The following is a 15472-nucleotide window of genomic DNA, read 5'->3' as shown; positions in this document are numbered from 1 at the left end:
CTGAGCCGGGCCAGCGAACGGTCAGAGCAGCAGGCGGCGCACGTCAGCGAGCAGGTGGCCCAGATGGCTGGTGAACCGCGCCGCCAGGGCGCCGTCGATGATGCGGTGGTCGTAGGACAGACTCAACGGCAACATCAGTCGAGGAACGAATTGTGCGCCTTCCCATACCGGCTCGGTCCGGCTCTTGGACACCCCGAGGATCGCGGCTTCGGGACTGTTCACGATCGGGGTGAAAGCGGTGCCGCCGATGCCGCCGAGGCTGGACACCGTGAACGTGGCCCCGCCGATGTCGGCACCGGAAAGCTTTCCGTCCCGAGCCCGTGCCGACACGTCGGCCAGCTCCCGGCTCAACTCGGTGATGCCCTTGCCGTCGACGTCCCTGATCACCGGCACCACCAGTCCGTGCGGGGTATCGACCGCCACGCCAAGGTGGTAATAGTGCTTGAGCACCAACGCATCCTGCGTTGCCGTCAGCGAGCTGTTCACCCGCGGATGGGCTTTGAGGGCGCACACCACGGCCTTGAGCAGGAATGCCAGCAGGGTGACCCGGTTGCCGTCCAGCTTGGCCGCCGCATCGAGTTCGCGCCGGTAGGCGTCGAGGTCGGTGATATCGGCGGTGTCGTGCTGCGTGACGTGCGGGATCGTCGTCCAGGACTGGGTGAGTGCGGCCGCCGAGACCCTGTTGATGCGGCTGAGGCGTTCCGTTGTCGTTTCACCGAACGCGTCCTGGGCGCCGCTGTCGGCCGGTGCCGTCGATATCGCGGGTGCAGTCGCGCTGCCGCTGGCGTTGCGCGCGGCCGTCTCGACATCGCCGACGGTGATCAGTCCGTCAGGGCCGGAGCCGGCCACCGTGTCGATGTCCACGTGCAATTCGCTTGCCCGGCGCCGGGCGAACGGTACGGCCGGGCGCGGTCCGCGACGCGACGGCGGAGTGGCCGCCGGGGCCGCGGCGCGTGCGGTCACCAGTTCGGGTTGCGGCGCGGGTGCCGGGCCGTCGTCAGACCCGTCGAACAGCCCGTCGAGCAGATCGTCGGCGTCGCTGGTGATATAGGCCAGGGGTTCGCCGACACCCAGTACCTGGTCGGGTTGGGCGATCAGTCGGGACAGCGTGCCCTCGACCGGTGACTCGACCTCCATGTCGACCTTGTCGCTGGCCACCTCGCACAGCACGTCGCCGACTTTGACGACTTCGCCGGGTTCCCGGCGCCACACCAGGAAGGTGCCCTCCGTCATCGTCATCGACATCTTGGGCATCACCAAGGGAACGTCGCGCATCAGCTCGTCCTCACGAGATCTCGTGCCGCGGTGATGATGTCGTCGACCTGCGGCACGCTGGCCTTCTCCAGCTCCGGTGCGTAGGGGATCGGCGCGTCCAGGCCGCACAGCCGCTTGATCGGAACCAGCAGGCTGTAGATGGCGTCGGAGCCGGCGATCCGGGCGGCGATCTCCCCGACGAAGCCGCCGGTCATCGGCGCCTCCTGTACCAGGAGCACCCGGCCGGTGGCCCGCACCGCATCCAGCACGGTGTGCTCGTCGAACGGCACCAGGGTGCGTGGGTCCACGACGGTGATCCCGATACCCTCGGCGGCCAGCGTCTGCGCGGCCTGCACCGACTTGCCGACCATCACCCCGGTGGCCACGATCGTCAGGTCGTCGCCCTCGTGTCGAATGGCAGCCTTGCCCAACGGGATCCGCTCATTCCCGGCGGGCACCGGACCGCTGGTGCGATACAGCAGCTTGTGTTCGAGCACGATGACGGGGTTCGGGTCGTCGATCGCGGCCAGGAGCAGACCCTTGGCGTCGGCGGCGGTGGCCGGCAGCGCCACCTTCAGGCCGGGGACGTGGGCGAACCAGGCTTCCAGCGACTGCGAATGCTGGGCTGCCGCACCGGTTCCGGATCCGGACGGGGCGCGCAGCACCATGGGCACACTGGCCGCGCCGCCGAGCATGAAGTGGATCTTGGCTGCCTGGTTGACGATTTGGTCCATCGCCTGGTTGGTGAAGTCGGAGAACTGGATCTCCACTACCGGACGCATGCCGCACATGGCTGCGCCCACCGCCGCACCGACGATGCCGAGCTCGGAGATCGGGGTGTCGCGGATCCGTTCGGCCCCGAATTTCTCCAGCAGCCCCTTGGTGACACCGAAGGCACCGCCGTAGATGCCGATGTCCTCACCCAGGATGAACACCCGTTCGTCCTCGGTCATGGCGATGCTCAGGGCGTCCCGGACGGCGTCGGAGTAGGACATCTCGGTGACACCCGCGCCGCCGGGGGCGTCGATTTCGATGGTGGTGGACGTGCTCACGCTGACTCCTGCACTGGTGCGTACACGCCGGAGAGCAATTCGTCGGCGCGGGATGGGGCGGCCTCGTTACCGGCTTTGATCGCCGCGCGGATGGCATCGCGAGCGTGGGTGCGCACCGCCTCGATATCGTCTTGGGACAGCGTGCCGTGGTCGAGCGCGGCGGCCTCGAACCGGCCGATCGGGTCCTTGGCCCGCCACGCGTCGATCTCCTCGCGGGTGCGGTAAAGGTTCTGATCGCTCTTGGAATGTCCCTTGTAGCGGTAGGTGACGGCCTCGACCAGCGTCGGCCCGCGGCCGGCCCGGGCGCGGGCGACGGCCTCGCTGACGGCGTCGAAGACTTCTTGGACGTCGTTGCCGTCCACCGTGACCCCGGGCATCCCGTAGGCCGCTGCCCGGTCACTGACCCGTGGGACGGCCATCGACCGCGCGCTCGACATGGACATGCCGTAACCGTTGTTCTCGCAGATGAACACCGCGGGTAGCGCCCACACCGCAGCCAGATTGAGGCCCTCGTGGAAGGCGCCCTCGTTGGTGGCGCCGTCGCCGAAGAAGCTGACGGCGACGTTGGTGGTGTTGCGCAACTTCTGGGCCAGCGCTGCGCCGGCGGCGATGGGGATGCCGCCGCCGACGATGCCGTTGGCGCCTAGGTTGCCGGTGTCGACATCGGCGATGTGCATGGACCCGCCCCGGCCCCGGCAGTAGCCGGTTTCCTTGGCCAGCAGCTCGGCCATCATCCGGTCGAGCTTGGCGCCCTTGGCAATGCAGTGGCCGTGCCCCCGGTGGGTCGAGGTGATCAGGTCGTGGCGGGTCAGTGCCAAGCAGGCACCGGTGGCGACGGCTTCCTGCCCGATCGACAGGTGCATGGTGCCGTGCATCAGGCCGCGGGCGAACAGATCGTCGACGGCCTCTTCGAACCGGCGGATCTCCCACATGGTGGTCAGCACCCGCCGCGACAGGGCGCCATCGTCGGCCAGTCGCGTTGCGGCCGTATCTGATTCGGTGGTCACGAGGTTGCCTTTCACATCGAGGGTCGAGGTGTCAGGCGACATGCGCGCCACCGGCGATCGCGATGGGCAGTGGAACACCGGCCAGCAGCTTGTCCTGCAACTGCCGCAGCGCGGCGATGGTGGTGCCGGGGCGCAGTTCGACGTCGTCGGCGGTGATCACGGCGTCGGCGGGGACGTCGCGCAGCAGCGTGGCTCCTTCGAGCAGGCCGAGCGGCACCAGGCCCTGATCCTTTGTCGCCTGCGCTGATTCGATGACGCCGTATACCGTGGTGCCGCCGATGCCGTCGATCGTGTCACCGGCTTTGAGGTCGCGTTTGGCGCCGGCGACAACTTCGGCGTTCCAATGCGAGGGTGCCAGGCTGGGCTTGCGGTCCAGGACAGCCTCGGCGATGGTCAGGGGTGCTTCGATGCTGGCCAGGTGGTACGGCCGGTACAGGGTGAAGTACGGACCCGGTCCCATCTTGAGGTAGGTCATCTCGTCGGCGACGATGTCGTCCGGGGTCCGCACGATCGCGAACACGCCCGGGGCGACGTCGCCGGTGCAGTAGTCGACGACGCCCGCCCGGTCCAGCACGCCGCCGTCGTCGGTGGTGCGGAACGTGGTGGACAGCTCGTCGATGCTCGAACGCGGTCCGTACATTCCGCGGGTGCTGACCTCCAGGCCGGTGGCGTTGGCCAGCGCCGCCATCTCGATCATGGCCTTGGAGCCGTCGACGAAGCTGCACAGCATCTTCGGGTTCATGTGCTTGCTGTTGGCTTCGGCGGTCAATTCCTGGGGTGTGGCATGGGGATTCAACGGGTTGTTCTTGCCCTTGCCCGCGCACACCACCTCGAAAGCCAGGTCGCGGGCGAAGTCGACCAGCCGCTTAGCCTCGGCGGGTTCGTCACCGCGGCAGACGCTGTAGATGCGCCCGGTTTGCTTGGCGATCGAGGACAGCAGGTAGCCGATGGTGACGTCGCATTCGACGTTGAGCAGGGCGATGTCCTTGCCGGCGAGCAGACCGCTGAAGGCGACCTGCGCTCCGACCTCGGGGACACCGGACGCGTCGACCAGGATGTCGACGGGCAGTGCGGTCAGCAGCGCGGCGTCCTCGACGGCGACGGTGCCGCCGGCTTCGATGGCCTGCGCGAGTTGTGTTATTTCGCTTCCGGTTTGCGGGTCAGCGCCGGCTTTGCGTAGCGCGTCGGCGGCACGGCCGGGAACGACATCGGCTACCGCGGCGATCTGCATACCGGCGATGCGGCCCACCTGGGCGATGAAACCCAGACCCATCTGACCGGCGCCGACCAGTCCGACGCGGATGGGGCGGCCCAGCTCGTCCTGGCGGGCGATGAGACGTTCGGTGTAACTCACGGGAACTCCTTTTGGGGGTGGTCTAGGCGGTGGGTGTTCGTGTCACCACACGGAATGTGCTGCCGGGGAGCAATCTCGGCGGGGTGATGTTCGGTAGGCAGACGTCGCCGCCCAGGGGTGGTGAGGTTTCACCGTTGAATTTCAGGTCGATATGGCCGAGGTTGACCAGATTCTGGTTGGCGACATGACCGACGGCGAGGATGGGGAACTCATGGTCGTCGAGGATGAGCACGTCCCCGACGGTGAGCCCCCCGACGGCGACCTCGGGTCGGTGCAGGACGCTCATATCGTGCAGTTCGACCGGAGCGTTCTCGCCGAAGAAGATCAGCATGCCCTGCTCGGCGAAATCCGGTACCAGGGAACCGATCTGGGTCACGGTGGTGGAGTAGCGCACGATCTGCGCCCGCACATCGGTCACTGGTCGATCGCTTCGATCTCGCCGGTGCCGACGTGCGAGACGAAGTTGGTTTCCTTGATGAAGTTGGCCAGCGGTCCCGATGGGGTGGCGGCGTTGATATCGATGGTCAGGACGTTCTTCATCGGGTAGACCCCGATGCGAGCGGTGCCGCCACAGTCGATCACGGCAACGGCCACCTTGTCGAACGGGGCCGAGCTGCGAAACCCGTCAAAAGCCTCACCGCCGGTGAGTTCGGCGATGCGTTGGGCCACCGGGTGGATGCCGCCGCCGGTCACCGAGTAGATCAGCGGACGGTCGTCGGTGGGCTTGATGACCAGCGGGCCTCCCCATCCGTTGCGGCCTTTGGTGACCTTTACTGCTTTGTAATCGGTCATAAGTCGTTTCCTTTCTGGCGGTGGGGGTTACGAGTACAGGCCGAAGCTGGCGAAGTACGCGATGACGACGGCCGCGGGGCCGGTGATCATGCGGGAGAACAGCACGGCAGGCACCCCGATCTCGACGGTCTCGGGTTCGGCCTCGCCCAGCGAGAGGCCGACCGGGATGAAGTCGCAGCCCACCTGGCCGTCGATGGCGAACAGCGCGGGCAGCGCGTACTGCGGCGCGATGTTGCCGAGGCCGATCTGCACACCGAGCAGGGTGCCGATCACCTGGGCGATGACCGCGCCGGGGCCCAGCACCGGGGACAGGAAGGGCAGGCAGACGATGACCGAGATCAGCAGCAGGCCGGGAAGTCCCGACGCCAGCGGTGCCAGGTGTTTGGCGATGAAGTCACCGATCCCGGTGGCCTGGATGAAGCCGATGAGGAACGCAATGAAGGCGATGAACGGCAACACATTCTTGATGACGGTGTCGATGGTCTCGCGGCCGGACTGGTAGAACACGTTGACGACGTTGCCCACTGCCCGGCCGAGCCCGGTGAGTCCGCCGGCGATCTTGTCGAAGGCTCCCCGGGTCTTCGCGGAGGCCGTGGCTTTGCCCTGATCGGTGGCGTCTGCGGTGATTTCGCTCATGGTCGTTGGTCCTTATGCCGGGGAAGGGGCGGCGGTGGTGGGGGAGCCGTGCTGGCGTTCCTTACGTCGGGTCAAGATGCCGACCATGAGGTCGGTCACGATGCCGCGCAGCAGGATGACGATCAGGCCGACGTAGAAGTAGCGGACCGCGAGATCGGCCACCGGCAGGTTCAGTTTGGTGATGCCCGCGGCGATCCCGGCATAGACGAAGTACTCACCGGCGTTGGCGTGCGGGAAGATCGCGGTGATCGGATGGCAGAAGCTCACGGCCGCGTCGTAGAACGCCGCTTTCCGGCGCTCCGGCAGAAACCGTCCCATGGTGTAGGCCATCGGGTTGGTCAGGAAGAACATCGACAGAACGGGCAGCACCAGATAACGCAGTGGAAGGTACTGGATGCCTGGCCGCCCGGCGATGACACCGACTTTCTCGATCCGTTCGGTACCGATCAGCCGGATGAGGGCGTTGACGGCGGTGAGTAGGACGATCAGCAGCGGGATGATGCCGGTGACCAGCCCGACGAACGTCTCGGCGCCCGCTTTGAAGATGCCGATGAATGCTTCGGCCCAACCCGCCAGCACTCCGTTGAAGCCACTGGGTGGCGCCGGTGCTTCCTCTGCAAGCAGAGTCAGCCCAAGGGCAATGGACATGTCGTTCCTGTCTGAAAGTGATGGGTAGGGGGATGAGAGGAAGTTGCCGGGTTCAGGCCGCGGCAGCTTTCCGCTTCCGGGCGTGGTGCTCGACGTACAGCGTTGCCGCGTGCGTCGCAGCCTGGGCGGTGCGGCGATCGAGCCCGCCGACGGTGCCCTCGGCCAGCTCGCCGACCGACATCCCGGTCAACTCCGGGCATGCCTTGGCGCGGGAGAACACGGTGTAGCCGTTGAGGATTCGCGAGTCGGTCACCACACCGTCGCGCAGCGCCAGTGCGGCGTAGGCGCGCAGGCCGCGCCGCTTGCCGCGACCGATGAACACGACGCCGTTGCTGCGCAGGGCGGCGATGTCGGTGAGGAATCGCTTGGACTGCCACCAGCTCATCAGCATCTGGGTGGCCCACAGGCCGGCGAATATCAGGGTGAACGTCATCATCGAGGTCACAGTCCTTCCGTACCGAGTCGAGGGGTCGCGGCGTCGAGGGCCAGCGCCGCGCGGGCGGCGGCTTCGTCGCAGATCAAGACGTCGAGGTGACCACCGCGGAGCGCGCCGACCAGACCGGGCGCCTTCACTCGCCCGGACGTCACGCCCACCACCATCGGCACCCGGCGTAAGTCGTCGAGGTCGACGGCGATGACGTGGTCGTGCACCGCGCGAGAGGGCACCGGCACACCGTTGATGTCGTAGTAGCGGGCGCAGATATCGCCAGCGGGGGACATGGTGTCCAGTTCGGCGCGATCTTCTGGGCTCAGCGCCATCGCGTCGATGATCGCCGCCGAGGAGCTGTCCCCGTAGGTGCCGACGCCGACGAAGGCGATATCGGCGGACTTTGCGGCGTCCAGGGCGCCGGATACGGAGCGTTCACTGAGGAAGGCCTCGACCGCGGTGAGGTTGGCGACCAGTGCCGGCGCGTGCAGGTAGCGATACCGGGCTCCGAGCCGAGTTGCCAACTCCCGCACCAGTTCCTGACCGGTGACCCCGGCGTCGACCGCCGAAAGGCCGCCGACGAGTTGGACCACCTCCACGTCGTACTGCCGACTGGCGGTGATCGACCACACCATCGCCTGCAGGGCGGTGCCCCACGACAGCGCCAGGCGTTGGCCATCCTGGATGTTGTCCAGGAGCCACTGCGAGGACAGCTTCGAAACCGTTTGGGCGGGTGTGGAACCGGGGGTATGGGCGGCCACCTGGCAGTCGTGCAGACCGAAGCGCTGTTTGAGTTCGGCTTCGAGGGTGTCGCTGCGCTCGGTGCCGTCGATGATGCGGATCTCGACGATGCCCTGTTCCCGAGCGGCGGCCAGCATCCGGGAGACGTTGGACCGGCTGGTCCCGAGCACCGAGGCGATCTCCTGCTGCGAGGAACCGTCCAGGAAGTACATCCGAGCCGCTTTCACGAGGTCCTCGCGGACCCGCTCTGCAACCATCGTCACATCCGTTCCATCACCGTCACATCTGACAGAGATGGTTCTACCATGTGACCCAGGCCATAAACAAGGGCTGGAGTGAACTGGATCATTGCGTCCCTGACATCAATCCAGGCACAGGCGTGCGCAAAGGTTCACGTTTGACAGTGCGCGTGATGCCGCCCGCGACGTCGGTCTCGTTTGCCGATCCCGGGGCGGTGAGTGCGGCGGAATGCCGCCGTGAGGTGGTGAGCTCTGCCGTCGGTGGGTCGACGGCAACCCGCGTCAGCGGTCCCGGTTAGCCCAACCGCCGTCGCTGACCCGTCGCCATTCGTGCTCCCACGCGGCGAGACGGCCGCGGTCGAGCATGCGCCGCATCAGCAGGTAGAGGACGGCGCAGGCGACGGTAATCGACAGCCAGATCGCGATGCCGTACGCGACGGCCTGGCCGGTGGCATCGGAAGGTGACAACGGCGCCGCGGTCGGATCGCCGTGCGCGTTCAGCCAGATGCGGATGTGATCACCGGGCCGGGCGATGGCACGGGTCTGCACATCGGCGGTTCGCTCGACGAAGGCGGATTTCCACTGCACGCGCACGACCCGTGCAGCGCTCGGCGTGCGGGACGGCGAGGCGGATGCAGCCGGCGGAAGCACGACGGCATCAACGGGCCGCAGGGTGCGGAGCTGCGTTTCGCTGCGGCTGAGCACCTCAGCCTGATAGGCGCGGGCCGGGCTGACACACATGGGGATCGCGACGAGGGCCATCATGACGGCGAGCGCCAGCACGCGCGCCTGGATGCGGTCGCTCCGACGCGACAGCGGGTGAGTGCCGACGAGGCATCGCAGCCATGCCGACAAGGGGCGGTGTCGTGTGGTCACTGCTCAGGACCATTCCCATGTAACGGTCATGTAAACCAGTCTGGCATTGCCGCACTCGGACACCGGCATCAGAATCGTCGCCTGCGGGCAATCTCACACCGTCGCCGACATTTGTTGGGTGGCCGCCCACGACGCCAATAACGCGAGACCGTCCGCGGTCGGCGTGCCCGCGGCTGCGGTGTACACGTTGAGGTGCAGAGTGGGTTCGTCGGGCAGCTGGAGAGACTCGACGTCCAGGTCGAGTTGGCCCACGACCGGATGGTGCAATCGCTTACGCCCGGACCGAAGCAACCGGACATCCTGCGATGCCCACCTCTGCCGGAATAGTTCACTGCACGTCGATAATTCGCCGATCAGGGCAATCAGGTCCTCGTCGTGCGGGTTGCGGCCGGCTTCCATCCGGAGCTTGGCGGCCGCGTCCCTGGCGATCTGGTGGTAGTCGACAAGAAATTTCTGGGCCGTCTCGGGGCGCAGATAGACGAACCGAGCGGTGTTCGCGGGTCGACGTGGGTCGGCCAGCATCGGTGCGTACAGCGCGCGGGCCAAGCGATTCATCGCGAGCACGTCGTATCGGCTGTTACGAATCCAGGCCGGCGCGTCGGTGATGGCGTCGAGTACCTGTTGCAGCGGAGGGCGCACCGTCACGGCGGCCTTGTGCCGATGTCGCCGGCTGGGCCCCCCGGATTGGCGTGCCAGCTGGAAGAGGTGGTCGCGCTCGGCCTCGTCGAGTTGGAGGGCAGCTGCCAGCGCGTCGAGCACACCGTCGGAGGCGCCGGCGAGGCTGCCGCGCTCCATGCGCACGTAGTAGTCGACCGATATTCCTGCCAGCAGCGCCACCTCTTCTCGGCGCAGCCCTTTCACCCGACGGTGGCCGCCGTAGGCGTTCAGGCCCGCCTGTGCCGGTGTGATACGGGCGCGACGTGAGGTGAGAAAGCTGCGGATCTCGGTGCGTAGATCCAGCGTGGCCATGTCTTCACCGTAGGCGCGTCCAGCCGTTCGAGGGAGGCACTGCGGGTACCCCGACATCGCGACGGTCTCCTCAGGGGGTGCCCGTTGCGGTCGTCGCTACGCCGCCGTCGACCGGGATGATGGCGCCCGTGAGGTAAGACCCGGCCCGGCTGGCGAGAAAGACGGCGGTCCCGGCCATGTCGTCGGCACGGCCGAGCCGGCGTAGCGGTGCGGCCGCCGCGATCGTGTCACCGATGGCATCGAGGGTGGACGACATCATCTGCGATGGGAACACTCCCGGCGCGACCGCGTTCACCGTGATGTGCTGCGGTCCCAGTTCTCTGGCCAGCACCCTGGTGAGTTGATGCAGCGCCGCCTTGCTGCTGGCGTACGAGTAGTTGGGTGCTTGGGCGACGTGGATGGCGGCGATGCTGCCGATGTTGATGATCCGCGCGGGATCATCGGCGGTGCCGGCTTCGCGAAGCGCGGGCAGCAGCGCCTGAACGAGCCAGAACGGCGACTTGAGGTTGAGTCCGAGCACCGTTTCCCACGCCTCGTCCGGGAAGGTCGCCAGTGGCTCGCGCCACATCACTCCGGCATTGTTGACGAGGATGTCCAGTCGCTTCGAGCTGGACGTCACGAGGTCGGCAAGGCGCAGACATTCGTCATGACGGGACAGGTCCGCGGGGATCGCGCGAACGTCACCGAATCCCGACAAATGTTGCTGTGCTTGCGTACACGCGTGCGTATCGCGTGAACTGATCACAACGCGGGCGCCCGCCTGGGCCAGTCCACGGGCGATCATCAGACCGATGCCCCTGGTGCCACCCGTGACCAGTGCGTACTTCCCGTGCAGACCGAAAAGGTCGGTGTGGTCGGTGAATTCGTTGTCTCTCATCATGACCAGGCTGGCAGGCGGGTCGGCCATCGGGGAGACCCTGACGGTACAGGTACTGCCAGAGCCACCCTCGATCGTCCGCCGTCAGGGACAACTGGGGTAGATCGACATCACCGTCGACACGAATACGTCGGCGACGGTGGTGTCGCCCTGGATCACCTGGGCGTAATCGCGTTTCGCTTGCTCGACCGATTGGCCGTGTTGCAGGCGCGCGCAGAGCAGATGCGCGTCGCGTGCCGTCATGGGCGGGTTCTCGATGGCGAGACCCTTGGAGCGCAGCGTGGTGATCAGGCGCTGGTCGTACTCGGCCAGCTCGGCAGGGGAGAGCTCGCCGGACGGTGTCGCTGCTGTCGTGGTGGGCTCTGACGTCGCGACGGTGGGGCGATCCTGCATCCGACGCACGCCGAACACCACCGCCGCGGCGATCACCGCCAGGCCCACGGCGACGAGCACTGCGATGACGGGTGTGCGGGACGGCTTGTCACCGCGGGGCGCGCTCATGAGCCGCAGTGTATGCGGGAATTCGATTGGTGTCGTTGACCCTTCGCTTTCGGGCTATCGCTGGCGAGCCGTCGCGGTGGCGCGCCGGTGACCGGCTAGGATGCCCGCATGGCGCTGACGATCGATCCGCAGGTGCTCGACGGTCTCAGCCGGTTCGTCGGCGCAGACGCGGCGCCGCCCCCGGTGGGCGATGTGGCCACTCGCCGCGCCAACAGCGCCGAACTGTTCCAGCGGCTTACCGATACCCGGACACCGCCGCCGGGGGTCGAACGCACCGACTACACCGCGACTGGTCATGACGGTGCCGAGATCGGCATGGCCTGGTTCGCGGGCGCGTCACCGTCCGGTGCTGCTGTGGTGTATCTGCACGGGGGCGGCATGATCCTGCCGATGCAGCCCGTGTACGACGTCGCGATGCGGGCGTATGCGGCCGACAGTGGCGCGTCGATGCTGCTCGTCGATTACCGCGTCGCTCCGGAACATTCGCACCCCACGCCGGTCGAGGACTGCTACACCGGTCTGGTGTGGCTGGCCGAGCACAGTGCCGAACTAGGCATCGATCCGGCGCGGATCGCGGTGATGGGGGACAGTGCCGGCGGCGGTTTGGCCGCCGGGGTCGCCCTGCTGGCTCGTGATCGGGGCGGACCGGCACTGGCCCAGCAGATCCTGATCTACCCGATGCTCGACGACCGGACGGTGGAACCGGATCCTCAACTGCCCCCGGAGTATCTGGTGTGGAACTACGAGGACAACCGGACCGGGTGGGGTGCACTGCTCGGTGCCGCGGCGGGCGGTCCCGACGTGTCGCCGTACGCGGCGCCGGCGCGGGCAACCGATCTGGCCGGGTTGCCCGACACCTACATCGACGTCGGCGATCTGGACATCTTCCGTAACGAGAACATCGACTATGCGCGCCGCCTGATCGACGCTGGTGTTCCCACCGAACTGCGGGTGCTGCCGGGCTGCCCGCATGCATTCGAGGCGTTCGCCGAACAGGCGGCGGTATCGCAGCGGGTGATGGCCGACCGACTCGTCAGGTTGCGCAGCCTCTGACGCGAGGTTCACGCCGCGCCGGATCGGACCAACCGGAGCAGATCGCGCAGGGCGCAGTGCAGTTCGCATTTGACCACCGATTCCGGCAGGCGAAGATCGTCGGCGATTTCCGCGGTGGTGCACCGGTCGAAGTGGGCCCGACGGATCAGGTCTCGGTGCAAGGGGGGCAGTGACTGCAGGGCTGCGACCACGGTGGACCGGTCCGGTGGGTACGCGGCGCTGCCATGAGCAACGTCGGTGACGTGAATGGTGACCACCTGACTAGCTCTGTCGGCTGGGGCCGGTAGCGGCGTCGGTGCCGTCAACGCCGGCGGCACCCTGTATCTCGAGCATGTGGGTGAGGATGAAGTCGTGTGAGGAGGCCAGGTGCTCGCGGGTGAGCTGGCCCGCCAGAGGCCCGTCGCCGCGTTCGACGGCGTCCAGAATCTTCAGGTGTTCGGTGTCGAGGTGCTCGGTCTGGCCCACGATTTCGAGGTGGAAGTACATGTAACGGTCGGTCAGGCAGCGGAGCTGTTCGACGAGTTCGATCATCCGGGGTCGATTCGCCCGGCGGTACACCGATGCATGGAAGGCCGTGTTGGCACTCAGCCAGCGGCGGGCGTCGGTTTCCTTCCGCATGACGTCGATGTGGTGGCGCATCGAAAGGATGTCTGCGCGGCCGACATTCGGCACGGCGAGCTCGGTGGCGACGGGCTCGACGGCCTGGCGTAATTCGTAGAGCTCTTGGAGTTCAGCGACGGACATGCCAGTGACCACGGCGGTGGCATTGGTGCTCGGCTGGACCAGGCCCTCCCCGGCGAGAACGGCCAGGGCGTCCCGCACGGGGATGCGGCTGACGCCGAAGCGTTCGGCTGTGCACTGCTGGGATAGCCGCGCCCCCGGCGCCAGGTCGCCCTGCAGAATCTCGGCCCGCAGCACCGACGCCACGCGGCTTGCGGCGTTCTCATTTCCCATAGCTGCTCCCTGGATACGATCTACAGCGATTGTATACAGCGCCTGCGGCGGTTCAGCTCGTGTTCCTTGCTGCCTTCCGGCTGATATGACTGTGAGCAGGGATAGTGTGAATGTGCTGTATTCGCCACGATTCCCCGGTTCTCGTGCTTTGGCGGGACCGTTGTGCGCCGCGTAGAGGCTGGCAGCGCACGTCCGTTGCTAGTGGCGCCGTCGGTGCGGAACCCACTCATCGCCCGTGGCCTCACCACGTGCGAAGATGCCTGTCGCGCCGATGCGCGACAGGGGCGGTAGCTCAGTTGGTTAGAGCCGGGGACTCATAATCCCTTGGTCGCGGGTTCGAGCCCCGCCCGCCCCACGTTAGAGCGTGATTTTTCTTCAAGATCTGCGTCTTGAACGCATCGTCTATTCACCGTTTATGAAGGTCTGGGCGGGTCGTACGGCATGTCGCCAGGCCTCGCGCACGGCGGCGAGCGCTTCGGCTGCGGAGATGTTCAGGCGGGTCTGTCCGGCCAGCTGCGCCTGCCACTCGGCGTCCGGCAGGACCCGGTCGAACATGCGCCGTGTCGGCGCCTTGTTGGTCGGTCCGTATCGGCGAAACAGCGCGGCGGCGTCCGCGTCGATGGCGCCGAGGCGGCTCAGGGCCCAAAGGTCCCATAGGTCGCGGGCTGCGTGCCGGTCCGTCCATGTCGCCGTCTTTGACGCCGCGAACGAAGGAAGCGTGGGTACGAGCATCTTGGCGGCGGGAGCGTCCGCATAGCGCTGGAACAGGGCGCGGCGTTCCGTCGGCCAGACGACCCGCTCACGTGCGGAGAGCAATTGAAGGCGGACCGAGCGTCCGTCCGACGGTTGCAACAGCACCGGCAGGGTGTCTGCGGTAGCGCTGAGGGCGGGTTCCACGGTTAGCCTGCCGTGGGTGCGCGCGACGGCGCGGGGGAGTGTGGCGTCGAGCTCGTTGGCTACCTCTCTGCGGCTGCCGACGGCGATGAGGTCGATGTCCTCACTGAGACGTCCGTCGGGGAGGTAGGTGCGGGCCAGGGCGGTGCCGCCGATGAAGTGGACTCGGTCGCCGAACTCACGGCTGAGGAACGCGAGGAGGTGGGAGATGAGGTGGTCGCGCTCGACTTGTTCGGCGGATGCGCCGAACTGCGTTGCGACCGAGTCGCGTTCGTCAGGATCCATGATCGATCCCGGCCCAGTCTTCCGCCCGGCGCAGGGAGGCCAGGCGGCGTTGTTCGGTGGCGAGCTGGCGCAAACGGTCTGGATCCGCTCGTGCGTAGAGGGCTTTGACGGCGGCGGGGACGTCGGTTGCGCTGTCGCCGAGGGTGGAACGGTGTGCGAGGTCGAGGATGGTTTGTTCGGGCGTCGTTGCCAGTGTGGGGCCGAGGTCAGTGCGGACGCGTTCGGCGTCGAGTTCTGCGGTGTTGCGTTTGACGAACCGTACGACCGCCGGTCGGTCGATGAGTGTGATGGGGCGGTGTTGGCGCGGTACTGCCACGATGGCGGTTGCCAGAGCGCGGGGGATTGCGCCGTGCAGGCGCGCGGCGCTGAGTCCCATGACGACGATGTCGTCATGGCCGTAGACCGTGGTGGCGATTCCGGCGGCGGCGGCTTCTAGATCGGGCATCCATTTGCGGCCCAGCATTTCTTGCGGGATCACGACGTAGTAACCGTGGGCCAGGCGGTGGAGCAGGCCGTGTTCGTGGAGCCGCGCGATCTCGGGGCCGGGGTACGCGTAGATTTCCTCGGCCTGCCCGGTGCGGAAGGTGCGCAGTGGGCGCGCGGCGAGGCCGGCGGGGACCGCCGTGCTGCGCTGCCTTGCCATCATTCACCTCCGGTATGCGAATCATAGGCTTATAGCCTACAAAATGCATACCCAAAAACCGTACCGACCTTCACGAGCTGAGACTTTCCCGTACGCGGCCGACGCATCCACGCATGTGGACGCGGGCTGGCAGGACTGCTGCACCAAGCCTTCGCTGCCCGCCGCCGAAGCGTCGCTGCTCATCAACTGGAGGAGTCAAAACATTGCGCCCGAAACGGCCTGTCCCACAAGCGTCATTGGAAAGTCGAGTAGTCAGTTACTCGCTGCGAC

The 15472-nt window shown here is 66.9% G+C and carries 19 protein-coding genes and 1 tRNA gene; 2 read left to right on the top strand and 18 right to left on the bottom strand.

What is annotated here, in order from left to right; translation table 11 throughout:
- Positions 1-21: 21 nt before the first annotated feature.
- The 14 genes from SBI67_RS16145 to SBI67_RS16080 all read right to left on the bottom strand — a co-directional run bounded on the left by SBI67_RS16145 (position 22) and on the right by SBI67_RS16080 (position 11373).
- On the bottom strand, positions 22-1275 hold the full coding sequence (locus SBI67_RS16145) for a 2-oxo acid dehydrogenase subunit E2 (RefSeq protein ID WP_318981529.1): 1254 nt from the start codon (positions 1273-1275) through the stop codon (positions 22-24).
- Positions 1275-2306, bottom strand: coding sequence for an alpha-ketoacid dehydrogenase subunit beta (locus SBI67_RS16140; RefSeq protein WP_489685562.1), 1032 nt, complete (start codon positions 2304-2306; stop codon positions 1275-1277). Before SBI67_RS16140 ends, SBI67_RS16145 begins: the two co-directional genes overlap by 1 nt.
- Entirely contained in the window at positions 2303-3313 is a 1011-nt protein-coding gene (locus SBI67_RS16135; protein WP_318981528.1) for a thiamine pyrophosphate-dependent dehydrogenase E1 component subunit alpha, read from the bottom strand. Before SBI67_RS16135 ends, SBI67_RS16140 begins: the two co-directional genes overlap by 4 nt.
- 31 nt (positions 3314-3344) lie before the next feature.
- Positions 3345-4667: an NAD(P)H-dependent oxidoreductase gene (locus SBI67_RS16130; RefSeq protein WP_318981527.1), complete on the bottom strand. Its 1323-nt coding sequence runs from the start codon at positions 4665-4667 to the stop codon at positions 3345-3347.
- 22 nt (positions 4668-4689) lie between these two features.
- Positions 4690-5085, bottom strand: a complete 396-nt coding sequence (locus tag SBI67_RS16125) for a PTS glucitol/sorbitol transporter subunit IIA (RefSeq protein WP_318981526.1) — start codon at positions 5083-5085, stop codon at positions 4690-4692.
- Positions 5082-5459, bottom strand: a complete 378-nt coding sequence (locus tag SBI67_RS16120) for a PTS glucitol/sorbitol transporter subunit IIB (protein ID WP_062655321.1) — start codon at positions 5457-5459, stop codon at positions 5082-5084. The genes SBI67_RS16125 and SBI67_RS16120 overlap by 4 nt, the downstream gene beginning before the upstream one ends.
- Positions 5460-5486: 27 nt before the next feature.
- On the bottom strand, positions 5487-6095 hold the full coding sequence (locus SBI67_RS16115) for a PTS glucitol/sorbitol transporter subunit IIB (protein ID WP_266046209.1): 609 nt from the start codon (positions 6093-6095) through the stop codon (positions 5487-5489).
- Positions 6096-6107: 12 nt separating this feature from the next.
- Entirely contained in the window at positions 6108-6743 is a 636-nt protein-coding gene (gene srlA / locus SBI67_RS16110; RefSeq protein WP_266046210.1) for a PTS glucitol/sorbitol transporter subunit IIC, read from the bottom strand.
- A 52-nt stretch (positions 6744-6795) separates the two neighbouring features.
- Positions 6796-7179 (bottom strand): transcriptional regulator GutM, encoded by a 384-nt coding sequence (locus tag SBI67_RS16105; protein ID WP_318981959.1) that lies wholly within the window; start codon positions 7177-7179, stop codon positions 6796-6798.
- Between the two features lie 5 nt (positions 7180-7184).
- Positions 7185-8168 (bottom strand): sugar-binding transcriptional regulator, encoded by a 984-nt coding sequence (locus tag SBI67_RS16100; RefSeq protein WP_318981958.1) that lies wholly within the window; start codon positions 8166-8168, stop codon positions 7185-7187.
- Positions 8169-8432: 264 nt separating this feature from the next.
- Positions 8433-9026, bottom strand: a complete 594-nt coding sequence (locus SBI67_RS16095; protein ID WP_318981525.1) for an Rv1733c family protein — start codon at positions 9024-9026, stop codon at positions 8433-8435.
- Between the two features lie 93 nt (positions 9027-9119).
- Positions 9120-9995: an MmyB family transcriptional regulator gene (locus SBI67_RS16090; RefSeq protein ID WP_318981524.1), complete on the bottom strand. Its 876-nt coding sequence runs from the start codon at positions 9993-9995 to the stop codon at positions 9120-9122.
- 70 nt (positions 9996-10065) lie between these two features.
- Positions 10066-10872, bottom strand: coding sequence for an SDR family oxidoreductase (locus SBI67_RS16085; RefSeq protein WP_318981957.1), 807 nt, complete (start codon positions 10870-10872; stop codon positions 10066-10068).
- Positions 10873-10956: 84 nt separating this feature from the next.
- Positions 10957-11373, bottom strand: a complete 417-nt coding sequence (locus tag SBI67_RS16080) for a DUF732 domain-containing protein (protein WP_318981523.1) — start codon at positions 11371-11373, stop codon at positions 10957-10959.
- A gap of 108 nt (positions 11374-11481) precedes the next feature.
- On the opposite strand from SBI67_RS16080, the gene SBI67_RS16075 reads away from it, so the two are divergent.
- A complete protein-coding gene (locus SBI67_RS16075) occupies positions 11482-12426 on the top strand; it encodes an alpha/beta hydrolase (RefSeq protein ID WP_318981522.1) in 945 nt (314 codons plus the stop codon).
- Between the two features lie 8 nt (positions 12427-12434).
- On the opposite strand, the gene SBI67_RS16070 is transcribed toward SBI67_RS16075, so the two are convergent.
- Complete coding sequence (locus tag SBI67_RS16070; RefSeq protein WP_318981521.1) at positions 12435-12683, bottom strand: sigma factor-like helix-turn-helix DNA-binding protein; 249 nt, start codon at positions 12681-12683, stop codon at positions 12435-12437.
- 4 nt (positions 12684-12687) lie between these two features.
- Positions 12688-13380, bottom strand: a complete 693-nt coding sequence (locus SBI67_RS16065; RefSeq protein ID WP_318981520.1) for a GntR family transcriptional regulator — start codon at positions 13378-13380, stop codon at positions 12688-12690.
- 281 nt (positions 13381-13661) lie between these two features.
- On the opposite strand from SBI67_RS16065, the gene SBI67_RS16060 reads away from it, so the two are divergent.
- Positions 13662-13735: transfer RNA gene (locus SBI67_RS16060), tRNA-Ile, on the top strand.
- A gap of 47 nt (positions 13736-13782) precedes the next feature.
- Here SBI67_RS16060 and SBI67_RS16055 read toward each other — a convergent pair.
- A complete protein-coding gene (locus tag SBI67_RS16055; RefSeq protein WP_318981519.1) occupies positions 13783-14559 on the bottom strand; it encodes a nucleotidyl transferase AbiEii/AbiGii toxin family protein in 777 nt (258 codons plus the stop codon).
- The gene (locus tag SBI67_RS16050; protein WP_318981518.1) at positions 14549-15202 is read right to left on the bottom strand and encodes a type IV toxin-antitoxin system AbiEi family antitoxin domain-containing protein; all 654 of its coding nucleotides are present in this window, start codon (positions 15200-15202) and stop codon (positions 14549-14551) included. Before SBI67_RS16050 ends, SBI67_RS16055 begins: the two co-directional genes overlap by 11 nt.
- Positions 15203-15472: the final 270 nt, after the last annotated feature.

It is taken from the genome of Mycolicibacterium chengduense (assembly GCF_033741155.1).
Taxonomy (GTDB): domain Bacteria; phylum Actinomycetota; class Actinomycetes; order Mycobacteriales; family Mycobacteriaceae; genus Mycobacterium.
Note: the sequence above shows the minus strand (reverse complement) of the source record. Positions and strands in the feature narration are given on the sequence as shown.